Genomic DNA, 16,410 nt, shown 5'->3' with positions numbered 1-16,410 from the left:
ACCACATTTTCCGGGCGGGCGGCTTGGGAGTCACCCCCACCGCCCGCGGAGCCGCGCGGGGCCGGTCAGGCGGCGGAGGAGGCGAGAAGGCGGTCCAGCACGCGGACCCCGAACTCCAGCCCGGCCACCGGCACCCGCTCGTCCACGCCGTGGAACATGCCGAAGTAGTCCAGCCCCGGGTCCAGCAGCAGGGGCGCGAAGCCGTACCCCCGGATGCCGATCTTGGCGAACGACTTGGCGTCCGTTCCCCCGGTCATCACGTACGGCACCGGGCGTCCGGCCGGGTCCTCGGCCAGCAGGGCCGCGCGCAGCTCGTCGAAGAGCCCCGCGGTGGGGGAGGCGACGCCGTGGTCGAGCTGGACCAGCTCCCGGGTGATCTTCGGGCCGAGCAGCCGGTCGATCGTCTCGAAGAACTCCTCCTCGAACCCGGGCAGGAACCTGCCGTCCACGTGTGCCCCGGCCGTGCCCGGGATCACGTTCACCTTGTAACCGGCGTCCAGCATGGTGGGGTTGGCCGAGTTGCGGATCACGCCCTTGAACAGCGTGCCCGCCCTGCCCAGCCGCTCGGCCTCCTCGTCCAGCCGGTCCAGGTCGATGGTCGTGCCGAGCGCACGCCCGAGGCCCTCGATCAGGGCGGCGACCGCCGGGGTGAGCCGCACCGGCCAGCGATGGTCGGCGAGCCGGACGAGCGCCCGGCACAGCTCGGCCACCGGGTTGTCGACCGGCGGCTTGGAGCCGTGCCCGGCCACACCGTGCGCGGTGACCTTCATCCAGGCCGTGCCGCGCTCGCCGACCGCCACCGGGTAGAGCCGCAGCGCCTCCCCGGCCGCGCCGCCGGCGCGCGGGACGGTCACGCTGAACCCGCCCGACTCGCTGATGGCCTCGGTGCACCCCTCGAACAGGTCACGGTGCCGGGTGACGACATGCCCCGCGCCGTACTCGCCGGTGGCCTCCTCGTCGGCCAGGAACGCCAGGACGATGTCGCGCCGGGGCCGCACGCCGCGCCGGGCCCAGTCGCGCACCAGGGCCAGCGTCATGGACAGCGAGCCCTTCATGTCCACCGCGCCGCGCCCGTTGACGCACCCGTCGTCGACCTCGCCGGAGAACGGGTGCATCCGCCACTCCGCCGGGTCGGCGGGGACGACGTCCAGGTGCCCGTGGATCAGCAGCGCGTCCGGGCTGTCGCCGGGGATGCGGGCGACCACGCTGGTGCGCCGCGGCGCCGACTCCAGCACCATCGGCTCGATGCCGGTCTCGGCCAGCAGCCCGGCGACGTACTCGGCGGCCGTGCGCTCGCCCGGCCCGTCCAGCGTGCCGTCGTTGGTGGTGTCGATGCGCAGCAGCTCCGAGCAGATGGCCGCGGCCTCGGCGCCGCTCACTTCCCCGCCGCTCGCCCGGTCGCCGTTCCCGTCCGTCTTGCCCATCCGTCGCTCTCGCCCTCGTCGCTCACGGTCTGTGGATCATTTGCGGCCCCGCAGCTCCAGCGGCGGCACCTCGGGGGTGGGGAAGCCGAAGACGAGCCCGTAGAAGGCGAGCTCGGCCTCCAGCGCCGTGACGATCGTCTCCTCCCTGCGCCAGCCGTGCTGTTCCCCGGGGAAGGTGAGATACGCCCACCGGCCGCCGTGCTCGTCGAGGGCGGCGATGAACCGCCCGGCCTGCCCGGGGTCGACGATGGCGTCCTCCAGGCCGTGCATGAGCAGCGCGGGCCCGGACGCCTTGCCGGCGTGCAGGGTGGGGGAGCGGTCCAGGTAGCGCTGCCGGGTCTGCGGCAGCGGGCCGATGAGGCCGTCCAGATAGCGCGACTCGAAGTCGTGGGTCTCCCGTGCCCAGCCCTCCGGGTCGGTGATCGCGTAGTGCGCCACCGCGCCGCGGAAGACGTCGCTGTGCACCAGCGCGGCGACCGACGTCCAGCCGCCGGCACTGCCCCCGCGGATCGCCACCCGCTCCGGGTCGGCGAGCCCGGCCGCGATCAGCCCGCGGGCGACCGTCTCGCTGTCTTCGACGTCCACCACGCCCCAGTTGTGGCGCAGGCGCTCGCGGTAGGCCCGGCCGTACCCGGTGGAGCCGCCGTAGTTGACCTCGGCGACCCCGATGCCGCGGCTGGTGAAGTAGGCGATCTCCAGGTCGAACACCATCGGGCTGGACCCGGTCGGGCCGCCGTGCACGAAGATCACGTACGGTGACGGGGCGCCCGGCGCGGCGCCGGCCGGCTCGTACACGTGCGCGTGCACCCCGCCGAACTCCATCGCGCGCGGCGTGGGCAGCACGGAGGGGTCGGGCAGCGGCTTGGGGCGGGAGAGCACCTCGTGCGCCCCGGTCGCGAGATCCACCCGGACCACCTCGTACGGCCGGTGCGGCGACCCGCCGACCGCGACGACCGAACGGCCGTCCGGCGCCACCGAGAGGGCGGGGGCCCAGTACGTGTAGGAGCCGCCGACATCGGTGATCTCACCGGTGCCCGGGTCGAGCACCCCGAGCCGTTTGCCGTCGGCCGTGCCGTGCATCGCCACCAGGCGGTCGCCGGCCAGGGCGAACCACTGGTAGCCGAGCTTCCACGCCGCGTCGCCGAACTCCTCCGCCCTCGGGGTGAGGTTGCGGGGCGGGGCGCCGTCCAGCGGGACCAGGTGGAGGTTCCACCAGCCGGACGGGTCGGTGACGGCGTACAGCGCGCCGTCGTCGCGCCACTCGGCCTGCGCCACGGCCTCGGCGGGCCCGCCGGCCACCACGCGGTACGGCCCGGCGGTGCCGTCCTCGCGCAGCGGCGCCACACACAGCGACGTGCCGTCCCAGGGCATGGCGGGGTGGTCGTACCCGATCCAGGCAACCTGGCCGCCACCGGGGGAGACCCGCGGGTTGAAGATGAAGTGCTGCGCCCGGACCACCACGCGCGCCGGGCCGCCGTCCAGCGGCACGGCGACCAGGTCGCGCACGTCGCCGGTCTCGCGCACGCACCACACCTCCCCGCCGTGGACCACCAGGTCGGCGTACCGCGCGGAGCCGGGCGGGGTGAGCGGCACCGGCTCCGCGCCCGGGCGCAGGAGGTAGAGCCGCTGGTCCTGCCAGTTGGTGAAGACCAGGCCGCCGCCGGGGACCGGCCGCCACGACCGGCCGCCGTACTCGATCACCCGGTTGCGGGCGTTCCACCCCGGCGGCAGGACGTCGTGGACCGAGCCGTCCGGGGCGCGCCGCACGACGCAGCGCCGCCCGCCCTCGGCCGGGCGCGGCTCGTCCCACCAGACCTCCTCGCCTCCGGCGGCGGGCACCACCTCCACCCAGAACGGGCGGTCGTCCACCCGGGCGACGTCGACGGCGCTGATAGGAGACCGGATCACCAGTTGCCCTCCGAGGATGGGAGTGGGATGTCGTGCGGGTGCATGACATGGACGATTCCCCCGCTGCTGGTGCTGCGCAACCAGACGTTCTCGAACGCGGCCCGGGGATACACCCTCTTGACCGTGTCGTCGGAGGCGCCCGCCGGATCATTGGCGATCACATCGCCGCCGGCGGTGAAGCCGGTGACCACCATGAGGTGGCCGCGGGTGGAGTAGCCCGAGCCCGGCAGCTCGTGCTCCTTGAACGACTGGGAGGTGATCAGGGGGATGCCGGCCCGGATGAAGCGCTCGGCCTCCGCCAGCGACCGCAGGCGGGTGACGAAACCGCTCAGCCCGTACCGGCCCGCGTAGGCGACGCCGAAGGGCCAGTTGCCGGTGCCCTGGTAGCTGTGGTCGTACATGTCCCGGGCGGCGTGGTCCACCGCCGGGCACGGGTCGGACGGGTCGACGAACAGCAGCTCCTCCGGCGCCGGGCCGCGTCCCCAGTACTGCAGGACCATCGTCGTCGAGGCCGGGCTGCACCACGCCTCGCCGCCCCCGCCCCACTCGGGGTGGTGGCCGGCGTGCGTGCGCTGTGAGCGCGGCGGCACGTCCAGCGCGACCCCGGCGGCCTCGCCGCGCGGGCTCGCGGTGACGTGGCCGCGGGTGGGCAGCGCCGAGGTCATCACCCCCACCGACCGGACCTCCGCCCCCGGGCCGTGCAGGGTGACCCGCACCTGGTAGGCCGAGACCGGCCGCCGGGCGACGTAGGTGTCCACGGCCACGTCGCCGTCCTCGTCACCCTGCCCCGGCAGCGAGGTGCGGTGGATGTCGCCGCCGCCCTCGGCCCAGCGGCCCATGTCGTACCACTTGGTCAGGCCGCCGGTGACCGTCCGGGCCCGCAGCTCGACCCGCAGCCAGGACCCCGGCGGCGCGGCGGCCGTCCACGAGGGCACCAGCTCGGTCGCGGGGAAGCCGATCTCGCGTTCCTCCGACGTCCAGCGGCGGTAGGCCCACGTGGTGGCGGCGCCGCCGAACGGGTCGAGGTAGGACGTGAAGCCGCTCTCCGAGGGGACCACGCCGGTCCATCGGTGCAAGGCCACGGGGATCGTGTCGGCGGACGGCTTGACCACGCTGCCGATTGTGGTTTCGCCCGCAGTGCGGCGCATCGGATGGTTTACGTATCTGACACATCACCACGCCGTGTCCTGGAATCCGGCGGCACATGCCGCCCGCCGGCCTCCCCGAGTCAGGTGAGGGCCGGTCAGCGAGTGGGCGTGAGCTCGGCGAGGTAGGCGTTGAGCGCCTTCCACGCCTGCCACGCCCGTGTCACCCCGAACTGCGCGGTGAAGCGCAGCACGGCGCGCACATCGTCGTGCGACGCGCCGGCCCCGAGAGCCCGGCCCGTGTGGATGCGGAACGTCTCGTCCAGTGTCTGGTAGTGCACGTCGACGCTCATCGTCGTGAACGCCCGCTCCCGGATGGTGAGCGTGCCCGGTCCCTGAACCGAACGCATGCGCGACTGCAGGTCGAAGTACTCCAGGAAATACGGGTCGAGGTCGCTCAGCAGAGCGCGCACCGGTTCCGGCAGCGGGGTGGGGGCCGAGCCTGGCCCGGTCTTCAGCAACTCGGGGGGCAGTGGCTCCGCGGCCGGGCGGGGCAGCCCGGCCGCGGCCTCGATCTCGGTGAGCCGGTCCATCGCGGCCAGCGCCGCGGCGTACCCGCTGTCGTAGGAGATCAGGCGCAGCAGCGCGCGCATGTCGGCCGTGGACACGCCGCGCCGCAGGCCCGCGCGGACGTGCATCTCGAACGGGAGACCGAGGGCCGGCTGGCAGACGTCGGCGACCAGGGCGAGGAACACCTTCTCCCGGTCGCTCAGCTCGGGCACCGCCCAGCAGTGCGCGACGCTGGTGGCCGCCATCTGGGCGAACACCGGGTCCATCTGGGTGATCGCGTCGAGATCCGTCGAGGCGTGGAGGGTCACAGGAATCACTCCTTGAGTGAACGGCTGTAGCGCTACGACTGTAGCGCGATCGGTCTCCTCGTACAATGGGCCTGTCATGGAAGCCGCCACGCCCCCGCCGCCCGCCGCCCGCCGCCGTCCGAACGCACGGGGGCAGGGCGAGCGGCTACGCGAGGAGATCATCGCGGCGGCCATGCGCATGCTCGACGACCTCGCCGACGACGAGGCACTGTCGCTGCGGGCCGTGGCACGTGAGGTGTCGATCGCGGCAACCTCGGTGTACCTGCACTTCCCCGACCGCGACGCGCTCGTGCTCGCGGTGCTGCGGCGCTGTCACGAGGAAGTGGTGCGGGCCGGCGACGAGGCGGATGCGGCGCACGAGCACCCGGCGGCGCGGCTTCGGGCGCGCATCCTCGCGCAGGCCGCCTGGGCCCACGAGCACCCGGGCCTGTACAAGGTGATGCACGAGAGCGGGGTCCACCGGCGGCTCGGCATGCCGTTCAAGGAGGTGCTGGTCGCCCGGACCACGGAGGCCGTGCGGCGGTGCATGGACGCCGGAGTCGCCCCGCCCGATGACGCGGCAACCGTCGCGATCGACCTGCGCACCGCCGTGAACGGCATGCTGGCGCAGCGGATCAACGAGCCCGACCTGTCCTGGCCGCCCGCCGAGGAGCAGCTCGACCGCTTCCTCGCCAAGCTCGTCGGCCTCCCCCCAAGGGGCGGTTCGGCGGCATAGCAGAGCGCTTCACGATCCCGGGAAGCCATGCCTGGGCGGGCCGGGGGCATCGGGGCCGCTCGGGGCGGGTAGGTCCTGCGTATGCGCGATCTTGCCGACGCGCGGGTTCGTCTACCGGCGGTTCGCCGAGCGGGGAGAGCCGCCCTCCCCGGAGGAGGTGGCCGCCGAGTTCGTGCTGCACCCGGCAGGAGCCGTGGAGGCGCTGCCGGCCCCCGGTGGTAGGCCGGGCGGCTCACCAGGGAGTACCGCCGGCGCGGCGCCGACGAGGCTCGGGCCCTGTTCCAGGACCTCGGCCTCGTCGGCCCGTTCTGGGGAGACCCCGGTCAGAGGTAGAGACCGGTGTGCTCGGCCGGAGCGGCGGGGGCCACGGGCGCGCGGCCCGCGCGCAGCGCGAACAGCTCCGCGAGCGTCGCGCCCGCGGGGGAGACGCCCTCGGAGGTGCCGAGCCAGGCGGTGGCCTCCTCGGCCGACAGCCGGCCCGCCTCCACCTGCGACAGGCAGCGCCCGGGGCGGACGACCGCCGGGTGCAGCCGGGCGAGGTCCTCGTTGGTGGTCACCGCCACCAGCACGTCCCTGCCCTGGCCGAGCAGCCCGTCGGTCAGGTTGAGCAGGCGCGACAGGCCCTGGCCGGTCGCCTCCTTGGCCTCGGCGCGGATCAGCTCGTCGCAGTCCTCCAGCACGAGCAGCCGCCACCGGTGCGCGTCGTCGTCGCCGTCGTAGCCGACGGCGACCTCCATCAGGTAGCCGGGGTCGCCGAACAGCCGCTCGGGGTCCAGCACGCAGTCGACCTGGCACCACGCCGACCACTCGCGGGCCAGGGCGCGCAGGGCCGTGGTCTTGCCGGTGCCGGGCGGTCCGTTCAGCAGGATGAGCCGCCCGCTGATCTCGGCCGGGGTGACCGACATCAGCCGTCCCAGGCTCTCGCCCGCCTCGCGTGAGTAGTTCCCGCGGATCGCCTGCCAGCGCGGCGCGGTGATCGGGCGCTGCGTGCGGCGGGGCCCGTGGGCGCCGACCCACCAGAACCCCATGTCCACGTGGTCGGCGTCCTGAGGTGGCGGCTCGACGGCGTCGCGGGTGCACTCCTCCAGCACCGAGGACGCCAGCTCGTCGCTGACGGCGGTGACGCTGACCAGCGCGCTGCGGTTGCGGAACCGGACGACGCGCAGAGTCCAGCCGTCGCCGCACGCCAGGCGCGACTCCCGGCCGTCCTCCTCCTTGGCGGAACGGGTCAGCCGGGCTCCGGCGGGCATGAGCGCGGCGTCGGCGCGCACGCGTTCCAGGTTGGCACTGCGCGCCCAGGGCTGGTCTCCCGTGGCGAACGGGGACAGCGCGAGCGCGTCGATGACATCGACGGGTGAGTCGCCGTCATCGAGCCACACCTTCATGGGCAGGGTCTCGGCGGCGGGGAAACGGACCTCCTCCACAACGGACATGTACTCATGATTCCGGCTGCCTGGCACCCGGTCCATGGATTTTCCAGCCGGGCTGCAGCCGGCGAGGGGGACCGCGGGCACATCGAGCCGCATGCGTAATTGGTAAATCACGCCATGTGGTCATCTGTAGGTCGTTAGGGTGTGCGTACGGATTTGTGGCACTGGACGGGCTTGGGGCTGTTTGGCGGCTCTGGGGATGGACAGTGGCCCTTCGAAGTCCGAGACGTGTACGTACCCCCTGGAGTAGTCCGTGGCCATCGACCTCGTGTCCCGCGCAGCCTGGGGTGCCCGCGCCCCGCGCGGCGCCTATTCGACGTTGTCCTCCACCCTCGGTGTCAAGGTGCACTACACCGGCGGCCGGGTCGATCCCGCCATCGTGAACGACCACGCCAAGTGCGTCGCCATGGTCAAGTCCATCCAGAACTTCCACATGGACGGCAACGGCTGGATGGACATCGGCTACAGCATGGTCTGTTGTCCCCATCGCAAGGTCTTCGTCGGGCGCGGCCCCCGCCACCTGCCCGCCGCCAACGGCGCCGGGCTGAACAGCGGCCACTACGCCGTGCTCGGCCTGGTCGGCAACGCCGGCCTGGTCCAGCCGAACGACGACCTGCTGCACGGCATCCGCGACGCCATCGAGTACCTGCGGCAGAACGGCGGCGCCGGGACGCAGATCAAGGGGCACCGCGACGGCTACTCCACCGACTGCCCCGGCGACGCGCTGTACGCCTGGGTGAAGAAGGGCGCGCCCCGGCCCGGCGGCGCCGACCCCGTCCCCGACCCTGAGCGGCACCCGGAGTGGCCGGGCCGGCTGCTGCGCTACCCGCCCGTCATGCGCGGCGACGACGTGCGCGCCTGGCAGGCCCAGATGGACAAGCGCGGCTGGACCATCGACGTGGACGGCGCCTACGGACCGGCGTCCAAGCAGGTCTGCCAGGACTTCCAGCGCCAGCAGAAGCTGGAGGTCGACGGCGTCGTCGGCAAGGTCACCTGGGACGCCGCCTTCGAGGCCCCCATCCCCTGACGAGAGCTGCCGGGTCGGCCTGACAGGGCGGCTTCCAAGAGACACCCCTGCGACGTCTGACCCACCCGTGCCCCCCGGCGCGGCCCGCGAACCGGTCCGGAAGGCGTCCGGACCGGTGAGTAGAGCCCCGCAGGGCCGCGTCGATCGCCACTTGATCACGGTGTGGTGGCGGAGTGACCTCCCACCGTGAATCCGCCGCGCGGCACGGCCTACGATCCATCACATGACGGTGCACGCTGAGGAGTTCCACCCCGGGGCCGGTTTCCCACCGGGCACCCGGGAGGAGTGGCGGCGGCTGGCGCTGGAGGTGCTGCGCAAGTCGGGGGCCGAGGTCGCCTCCCCCGAGGAGGCGCTGGCGTACGCGACCTACGACGGTGTGACCGTCCGGCCGCTGTACGACGCCTCCGACCTGCCCGCCGACCCCGGGCCGCCGGGATTCCCGCCCTTCGTCCGCGGCACCCGCGCGGTGGGGGGCGCGCTGTCCGGCTGGGACGTGCGCCAGCGCCACGCCCACCCCGACCCCGCGATCACCCGCGAGGCCGTGCTCGCCGACCTGGAGAACGGCGGCACCTCGCTGTGGCTGGTGCTCGGCGAGGGCGGGCTGGACATCGCCGCGCTGCCCGAGGTGCTGGACGGCGTCTACCTCGACCTCGCCCCGGTCGTGCTGGACGCCGGCGCCGGCACCGCCCGCGCCGCCGACGCCTACCTGCGGCTGGCCGACGCGCGCGGCACCGCCCCCGCGGGCGGCAACCTCGGCGCCGACCCGATCGGCCTGCGGGCCAGGACGGGCGCCCCGGTCCCGCTCGACGAGGCCGTCGCGCTCGCCCGGCGCGTCCGCGAGATCCCGGCCCTGCGGGCGATCACCGTGGACGCCACGCCGTACCACGACGCCGGCGGCTCCGACGCCGAGGAGCTCGGCTGCTCCCTGGCCACCGGCGTGGCCTACCTGCGCGCCCTGACCGACGGCGGCCTGAGCGTGCAGGAGGCGCTCGGCCAGGTCGAGTTCCGGTACGCCGCCACCGCCGACCAGTTCCTCACCATCGCCAAGTTCCGGGCCGCGCGGCTGCTGTGGGCCCGCGTCGCCGAGGCGTGCGGGGCCCCCGGCCACGGCGGGCAGGTCCAGCACGCGGTCACCTCCTCGGCGATGATGACCGCCCGCGACCCGTACGTGAACATGCTGCGCACCACGCTGGCCTGCTTCGGCGCGGGCGTCGGCGGCGCCGAGGCGATCACCGTGCAGCCCTTCGACGCCCGCCTCGGCCTGCCCGACGCGTTCGCCCGGCGCATCGCCCGCAACACCCACGCCCTGCTGGTGGAGGAGGCCCACGTGGCCCGGGTCGCCGACCCGGCCGGCGGCTCCTGGTACGTCGAGCGGCTCACCGCCGACCTCGCCGCCGCGGCGTGGGAGTGGTTCCAGGCGATCGAGGCCGCGGGGGGCGCCGAGGCGGCCCTGGAGCGGCTGATCCCCGAGCGCCTGGCCGCCACCCGGGACCGCCGCTCCCGCGACATCGCCCGCCGCACGTGGCCGATCACCGGTGTCAGCGAGTTCCCCCTCCTCGACGAGCGCCGCCCCGTCCGGCGGCCGGCGCCCGAGCCGGCCACCGGCGGCCTGCCGCGCATCCACTACGCGCAGGGGTTCGAGGCCCTGCGCGACCGCGCCGACCGGGCTCCCGAGCGGCCCCTGGTGTTCCTGGCGACCATCGGCCCGGTGGCCGCGCACACCGCCCGCGCGACCTTCGCCGCCAACCTGTTCCAGGCCGGGGGCATCGCCACGGTCGCGGGCGGCGCCACCACCGACCCCGCCCAGATCGCCGAGGCGTTCACCCGCAGCGGCGCCGCGGCCGCCTGCCTGTGCTCCGGCGACAAGCTGTACGCCGAGCACGCGGCCGCCGTCGCCGCGGCGCTGGCCGGCGCCGGGGCGAGGAAGGTCTGGCTGGCGGGGAAGGGCCACTACGAGGGCGTGGACGCCACGCTGTACGCCGGCTGCGACGCGCTCGACGTGCTGCGCACCACCTTCGACGACCTGGGGGTTGCCCCGTGATTCCCGACTTCACCAAGGTGCCGCTGACCCCCGCCGGGCGGGACGGCGACCGTGCCGGCCACGCCCGCTGGGCGGGGGCCGTGCGCGAGCAGGTCGGCAAGGACCCCGCCGACCTGGTGTGGGACACCCCCGAAGGCATCGGCGTCAAGCCGCTCTACACCGCCGAAGACCTCCAGGGCGTGGAGTTCCTGTCCACCTATCCGGGCATGGCGCCCTTCCTGCGCGGCCCCTACCCGACGATGTACGTCAACCAGCCCTGGACGATCCGCCAGTACGCCGGGTTCTCCACGGCCGAGCAGTCCAACGCCTTCTACCGGCGCAACCTCGCCGCCGGGCAGAAGGGCCTGTCGGTCGCCTTCGACCTCGCCACCCACCGCGGCTACGACTCCGACCACCCCCGGGTCGCCGGGGACGTCGGCATGGCGGGCGTGGCGATCGACTCGATCTACGACATGCGGCAGCTCTTCGACGGCATCCCGCTCGACCGCATGAGCGTGTCGATGACCATGAACGGCGCGGTGCTGCCCGTGCTGGCGCTCTACATCGTGGCCGCCGAGGAGCAGGGGGTGGCCCCCGAGCAACTCGCCGGGACCATCCAGAACGACATCCTCAAGGAGTTCATGGTCCGCAACACCTACATCTACCCGCCCGGGCCGTCGATGCGCATCATCTCCGACATCTTCGCCTACACCTCCCAGCGGATGCCGAAGTTCAACTCCATCTCGATCTCCGGCTACCACATCCAGGAGGCCGGGGCCACCTGCGACCTGGAGCTCGCCTACACCCTCGCCGACGGAGTGGAGTACCTCCGCGCGGGCGTGGGGGCGGGGCTGGCCATCGACGCCTTCGCGCCGCGCCTGTCGTTCTTCTGGTGCATCGGCATGAACTTCTTCATGGAGGTCGCCAAGCTGCGCGCCGCGCGGCTGCTGTGGGCCACCCTGGTCAAGGGCTTCGGCGCGGCCAACCCCAAGTCGCTGTCGCTGCGCACCCACTCCCAGACCTCCGGCTGGTCGCTGACCGCGCAGGACGTCTACAACAACGTCGTGCGCACCTGCGTGGAGGCCATGGCGGCCACCCAGGGCCACACCCAGTCGCTGCACACCAACGCCCTGGACGAGGCGCTGGCGCTGCCCACCGACTTCTCGGCGCGCATCGCCCGCAACACCCAGCTGCTGCTCCAGCAGGAGTCCGGCACCTGCCGGGTCATCGACCCCTGGGGCGGCAGCTCCTACGTCGAGCGGCTGACCCACGAGCTGGCCCGCGCCGCCTGGGGGCACATCCAGGAGGTCGAGGCGGCCGGCGGCATGGCCAAGGCCATCGACGCCGGCCTGCCCAAGCTGCGCATCGAGGAGGCCGCAGCCCGCACCCAGGCGCGCATCGACTCCGGCCGGCAGCCGGTGATCGGCGTGAACAAGTACCGCGCCGGCGCCGACGAGGACATCGAGGTGCTCAAGGTCGACAACAGCGCCGTGCGCGCCCAGCAGATCGACAAGCTGCGCCGCCTGCGCGAGGAGCGCGATGAGCGGGCCTGCCAGGACGCGCTGGACGCTCTCACCCGCGGCGCCGCCGGCGGGGACAACCTGCTCGCCCTCGCCGTCGAGGCCGCGCGGGCCAAGGCCACGGTCGGTGAGATCTCCGACGCGCTGGAGAAGGTCTTCGGCCGGCACGCCGGGCAGATCCGTACCATCACAGGTGTGTACCGCGAAGAGGCGGGCGACACCGCCGGCGTCGAGAAGGTCCGGGCGGCCTGCGCCGCGTTCGAGCGCGAGGAGGGCCGCAGGCCGCGCATCCTGGTCGCCAAGATCGGCCAGGACGGCCACGACCGCGGCCAGAAGGTCATCGCCACGGCCTTCGCCGACCTGGGGTTCGACGTGGACGTGGGCCCGCTGTTCCAGACGCCGGCCGAGGTCGCCCGCCAGTCCGTCGAGGCCGACGTCCACGTGGTCGGCGTCTCGTCCCTGGCCGCCGGCCACCTGGCGCTGGTTCCCGAGCTGCGCGAACGCCTGGCCGAGCTCGGCCGCGACGACATCATGATCGTCGTGGGCGGCGTCATCCCGCCCGGCGACTTCGCCGCGCTGCGCGAGGCCGGGGCCGGCGCGATCTTCCCGCCCGGCACGGTCATCGCCGACGCGGCGCTGGACCTGCTCCGCGAGCTGTCCGCCCGGCTGGGCCATGCCGGCGCTTGAGGACTACCTCCAGGGGGTCCGCGCGGGGGCGGTCGGCTGGGTCGCCCGCGCGATCACCCTGGTGGAGTCCACCAGGGCCGACCACCGGGCGCTGGCCCAGCGGCTGCTCGTCGAGCTGACCCCGCTGTCGGGCAAGGCCCGGCGGGTCGGGGTGACCGGCGTGCCGGGCGTGGGCAAGTCGACGTTCATCGACGCGCTCGGGGTGCACCTGACCGGCGAGGGGCACCGCGTCGCCGTGCTGGCCGTGGACCCCTCCTCCACCCGCACCGGCGGCAGCATCCTCGGCGACAAGACCCGCATGGCCCGCCTGTCGGTTGACCCGGCCGCCTACATCCGGCCCTCGCCCACCTCCGGCACCCTCGGCGGCGTCGCCAAGGCCACCCGGGAGGCCATGGTCGTGGTCGAGGCCGCGGGGTACGACGTGGTGCTGGTGGAGACCGTCGGCGTCGGCCAGTCCGAGGTCGCCGTGGCCGAGATGGTGGACACCTTCCTGCTGCTCACCCTGGCCAGGACCGGCGACCAGCTCCAGGGCATCAAGAAGGGCGTGCTGGAGCTGGCGGACGTCATCGCGGTCAACAAGGCCGACGGCCCGCACGAGATGGACGCGCGCAAGGCCGCCCGCGAGCTGTCCGGCGCGCTGCGGCTGCTGCGGTCCGGCCGAGGAGACTGGGACACCCCGGTGCTCACCTGCAGCGCCCTGGAGGGCGCCGGCCTGGCCGAGCTGTGGCGCACGATCATCCGGCACCAGGACCAGATGGCGGCCACCGGCGAACTCGCCGCCAAGCGCCGCCGCCAGCAGGTCGGCTGGATGTGGACCCTGGTCAGAGACCGCCTGCTGGCCCGCCTCAAGGACGACCCCGGGGTGGCCGCGCTCACCGGCCGGCTGGAGCGCGAGGTCCTCGACGGCACCATCACCCCTGACCTCGCCGCCGACCGCATCCTCGCGGCCTTCACCCACACCACCTGACGCGCGGCCCGGCCGAGGGATCCGATCTCCGCCGGAACGGTCTTTTCCGCGCACGGGTATGGACCTCCCCTCGAAGTGGAAGAAACCTCGCCCTCCGCGCGAAGCTCTCCGGTGCGCCGGACATCGCGGATGTGAGCATGGCGTCACATTCCGTCATAGGAGGCCCGGGAGGTCCAGGTGTACAACGATCCGATGCTTCCGCCGCCGGTGGCCGAGGCGCTGGAGCGGTACCGCAGGGCGCTGGCCGAGCACGGCATGAGCTGGGGCGAGCCCGCGACCCCGTACGTCAGGACGATGAGCCTGTCCCGCTTCGTGGACGACGAGGCGTTCTCCCGCGCCGCCACGGCGAAGGTCCGGGCCGCGTGGCCGGACGCGGGCCTCGCCGAGCGGGAGTCCCGTCTGGCCGGACTCGACTTCGACGAGGTGTTACGCGACGCGCTCGCCCCGCTCACCGATCCCGCGGCGGAACTGAGCAGCGGCCTTCCCGAGGGGCTCGCCGTGCTGCGGCTGACCTCCACGGGCCACCGGCTGTACGGCGGGTCGCGGGCGGTGCTCGACCGGCGCCCGCTGCCACTGGCCCTGCTGGTGGACAATGCCAGGACCTCGCCCGCCGAGGTCCACGCCGCCGGCCGCGCCCACCGCCTCGCCCCCGGCGGCGCACGGCTCATCGACCTGGACACCGCCGCCGAGATCACCATCGGCCCGGCCGGCGCCGTACCCGACGGTGCCGTCGCCGGTGTCGATCTGTCCGCCCTCATCCGCCCCGTGCGCGCCGGACGGCTGCGGCTGCGGGCGGGCTTCCCCTGCCGGTGGAGCGTGTGGAGCGACCTCGACGGACAGGGCTGGTACCCCGAGGGCGCGCCGGCGCGGCGCGACCACCACGGCGTCCCCTACTTCCACGGCGACGACCTCGTGCTCGACGTGCCGGCCGAACCGCTGACCGTCCGGGTGACCCGCGGCATGGAGTACGGCTCCGCCGAGACCGCGACGACCCCCGCGCCCGGCGAGGTGACCCTGGTCCGGCTGGTGCCCGAGCGGCTGTACGACGCGGCGGCGGACGGCTGGTACGGCGGCGACCTGCACGTCCATCTCAACTTCTCCGGTGACCTCGTCGCGGACCCCGCCATGGCCGCGGCCGCGCAGCATGGCGAGGACCTGCACGTGCTGAACCTGCTCGCCGCCAACGTCACCGGCACCCGCGTGCTGGACCGCGAGGCCCTGGAGCACTGGGCCGGACGGGACCTGCCCTGGTCGGACGCCACACACCTGGCCCGCATGGGCGTCGAGTACCGCAACGACCTGCTGGGGCACCTGCACGCCTTCGGGCTGCAGGCCCCGCCGGCCCGGTTCCACAGTGGGTTCGGCGGCGCCCCCGACTGGCCGCCCAGCGCCGCCGCCTGCGAGGAACTGCGCGCGCTCGGCGCGATCGTCGGCTACGCCCACACCTTCAAGGGGCCGGTCGAGGCGCCCGCGGACATCTTCGGCACCGGACGGCCCCAGTGCTCGGCACGCGCGCTCGTGGTGGACGCCGCCCTCGGCCTGGTCGACGCCATGGAGATCCTGCACTACGCCTCCGCGGCCGGGTCGGCGGCGGTGTACCGGCGGCTGATCGGCGCCGGCAACCGGCTCGCCGCGGTCGCGGGCACCGACTCGATGCTGTCGTTCACCCGGCAGCGCATGGAGATGGTGGCGAGCCCGCCGGGATGGGAGCGCACGTACGCCAGGGTGGCCGGCCCGCTGTCGGCCGGCTCCTACGCCGAGGCGGTGCGGCGCGGACGGACCTTCGCCACCACCGGCCCGTTCGTCGAACTCCTGGTGAACGGGCACGGGCCGGGCGACACCGTGGACCTCGCGCCGGGCGACCCGGTCACGGTGACGGTTCGGGCGATCGGACCGGAGGTCGAGCGGCTCACGATCCGGACGGCCGCGGGCGTGCTCGCGCAGGGCCCGCCCGGTGAGCCGCTCTCGGCGGAGTTCGCCGCGGGCGCGCCCACCTACATCGTCGCCCTCGCCGAGGGCGGCCCGCACCCCCGCTCGCTCTACACGAGCGTCTTCGCCCACACCAGCCCCGTCTATGTGGACGTGCGCGGCCGGCGGGTGGCGCGGGAGGACGACCTGCGCTGGTGCCTGTCGTGGCTCGAACTGCTGGAGAGCCTGATCCGCGGGCGGGCGCGCCTGGACGGTAAGGAGCAGCTCGCCGACCACCTCGACCTGATCGACGAGGCCCGGCGCGTCTACCTGTCCCGCCTCCCACGCTGACCGGCCGGACCGGCGTCCCGGCCGCGGGATTACGTCCATGGGGACGGCGATCACTCGCGGTGGAAGATTTCTCTTCCTTGTGGAGCCGTTCGGGAGCCCGGCCGGTTCGTTGGTGTCACCATAGCGGCACACAGAGTGAACGGGAGGTGCGGATGAGCACTGATCCGACGCGGCCGGAGGGCGGGCCCCGGGTGCCCGGGGAGCGCCGGTCGCCGATGCGGGACGCCACGAGCCCCGGGGGGCCGCCGCCGCTGTACGTCAGAGTGGTGAACCTGTGCCGGCTGCTCGGCGAGGAGCGCTTCTTCCGCGCGGCCTTCGACGACGCCGGAGTGCACCCGCGGGAGGCCGCCGCGGGTGAACGCACCCGCGTCCTGGAGATCGACGTCGAGGAGGTCGTGCGCGCCGCGCTCGGCGCGCACGGTGCCGAGGCCGCCCCTCCGCGCCGCGGGTGACTGGCCGCCGCCAGGGTGGGCACTAAGCAAGGCATGTG

General features: G+C 74.0%; 12 protein-coding genes. 7 read left to right on the top strand and 5 right to left on the bottom strand.

Annotation, left to right across the window (positions count from 1 at the left end):
• Window positions 1-65: 65 nt before the first annotated feature.
• The 4 genes from IEY93_RS31205 to IEY93_RS31190 all read right to left on the bottom strand — a co-directional run bounded on the left by IEY93_RS31205 (window position 66) and on the right by IEY93_RS31190 (window position 5,295).
• Window positions 66-1,424, bottom strand: a complete 1,359-nt coding sequence (locus IEY93_RS31205; RefSeq protein ID WP_189166739.1) for a M20/M25/M40 family metallo-hydrolase — start codon at window positions 1,422-1,424, stop codon at window positions 66-68.
• A 36-nt stretch (window positions 1,425-1,460) separates the two neighbouring features.
• Window positions 1,461-3,332, bottom strand: a complete 1,872-nt coding sequence (locus IEY93_RS31200; RefSeq protein ID WP_229691632.1) for a S9 family peptidase — start codon at window positions 3,330-3,332, stop codon at window positions 1,461-1,463.
• Complete coding sequence (locus tag IEY93_RS31195) at window positions 3,329-4,444, bottom strand: C39 family peptidase (protein WP_229691631.1); 1,116 nt, start codon at window positions 4,442-4,444, stop codon at window positions 3,329-3,331. The genes IEY93_RS31200 and IEY93_RS31195 overlap by 4 nt, the downstream gene beginning before the upstream one ends.
• 131 nt (window positions 4,445-4,575) lie before the next feature.
• Entirely contained in the window at window positions 4,576-5,295 is a 720-nt protein-coding gene (locus tag IEY93_RS31190) for a carboxymuconolactone decarboxylase family protein (RefSeq protein ID WP_203968981.1), read from the bottom strand.
• Window positions 5,296-5,371: 76 nt separating this feature from the next.
• Between IEY93_RS31190 and IEY93_RS31185 the strand changes: the two genes are divergently transcribed.
• Window positions 5,372-6,010, top strand: coding sequence for a TetR/AcrR family transcriptional regulator (locus IEY93_RS31185; protein WP_189166736.1), 639 nt, complete (start codon window positions 5,372-5,374; stop codon window positions 6,008-6,010).
• Window positions 6,011-6,333: 323 nt separating this feature from the next.
• Here IEY93_RS31185 and IEY93_RS31180 read toward each other — a convergent pair whose 3' ends face one another.
• A complete protein-coding gene (locus IEY93_RS31180) occupies window positions 6,334-7,443 on the bottom strand; it encodes a DUF5925 domain-containing protein (RefSeq protein ID WP_229691630.1) in 1,110 nt (369 codons plus the stop codon).
• A gap of 250 nt (window positions 7,444-7,693) precedes the next feature.
• Between IEY93_RS31180 and IEY93_RS31175 the strand changes: the two genes are divergently transcribed.
• From IEY93_RS31175 to IEY93_RS31150, 6 genes are all read left to right on the top strand, one after another.
• Window positions 7,694-8,467 carry a peptidoglycan recognition protein family protein gene (locus tag IEY93_RS31175; protein ID WP_189166735.1) on the top strand — a complete coding sequence of 258 codons (774 nt, stop codon included), beginning with the start codon at window positions 7,694-7,696 and terminating at the stop codon, window positions 8,465-8,467.
• Window positions 8,468-8,690: 223 nt separating this feature from the next.
• Entirely contained in the window at window positions 8,691-10,508 is a 1,818-nt protein-coding gene (locus IEY93_RS31170) for a methylmalonyl-CoA mutase subunit beta (protein WP_189166734.1), read from the top strand.
• A complete protein-coding gene (gene scpA / locus IEY93_RS31165) occupies window positions 10,505-12,694 on the top strand; it encodes a methylmalonyl-CoA mutase (protein WP_189166733.1) in 2,190 nt (729 codons plus the stop codon). The genes IEY93_RS31170 and scpA overlap by 4 nt, the downstream gene beginning before the upstream one ends.
• The gene (gene meaB / locus IEY93_RS31160; RefSeq protein ID WP_189166732.1) at window positions 12,681-13,661 is read left to right on the top strand and encodes a methylmalonyl Co-A mutase-associated GTPase MeaB; all 981 of its coding nucleotides are present in this window, start codon (window positions 12,681-12,683) and stop codon (window positions 13,659-13,661) included. The genes scpA and meaB overlap by 14 nt, the downstream gene beginning before the upstream one ends.
• Before the next feature lie 177 nt (window positions 13,662-13,838).
• Window positions 13,839-15,920, top strand: a complete 2,082-nt coding sequence (locus IEY93_RS31155) for a CehA/McbA family metallohydrolase (RefSeq protein WP_229691629.1) — start codon at window positions 13,839-13,841, stop codon at window positions 15,918-15,920.
• 152 nt (window positions 15,921-16,072) lie between these two features.
• On the top strand, window positions 16,073-16,372 hold the full coding sequence (locus IEY93_RS31150; protein ID WP_189166731.1) for a hypothetical protein: 300 nt from the start codon (window positions 16,073-16,075) through the stop codon (window positions 16,370-16,372).
• Window positions 16,373-16,410 lie beyond the last annotated feature (38 nt).

Source organism: Sphaerisporangium melleum, assembly GCF_014646695.1.
Lineage (GTDB): Bacteria > Actinomycetota > Actinomycetes > Streptosporangiales > Streptosporangiaceae > Sphaerisporangium > Sphaerisporangium melleum.
The sequence above is the reverse complement of the archived record's forward strand: the minus strand, read 5'-3'. Positions and strand labels throughout refer to the sequence as shown.

Bases quoted from the DNA above. Each gene is read 5' to 3' on its own strand.
- IEY93_RS31205 (WP_189166739.1), bottom strand. From the start codon at position 1,424: ATGGGCAAGACGGACGGGAACGGCGACCGGGCGAGCGGCGGGGAAGTG.
- IEY93_RS31185 (WP_189166736.1), top strand. From the start codon at position 5,372: ATGGAAGCCGCCACGCCCCCGCCGCCCGCCGCCCGCCGCCGTCCGAAC.
- IEY93_RS31180 (WP_229691630.1), bottom strand. From the start codon at position 7,443: ATGTCCGTTGTGGAGGAGGTCCGTTTCCCCGCCGCCGAGACCCTGCCC.
- IEY93_RS31170 (WP_189166734.1), top strand. From the start codon at position 8,691: ATGACGGTGCACGCTGAGGAGTTCCACCCCGGGGCCGGTTTCCCACCG.
- meaB (WP_189166732.1), top strand. From the start codon at position 12,681: ATGCCGGCGCTTGAGGACTACCTCCAGGGGGTCCGCGCGGGGGCGGTC.
- IEY93_RS31150 (WP_189166731.1), top strand. From the start codon at position 16,073: ATGAGCACTGATCCGACGCGGCCGGAGGGCGGGCCCCGGGTGCCCGGG.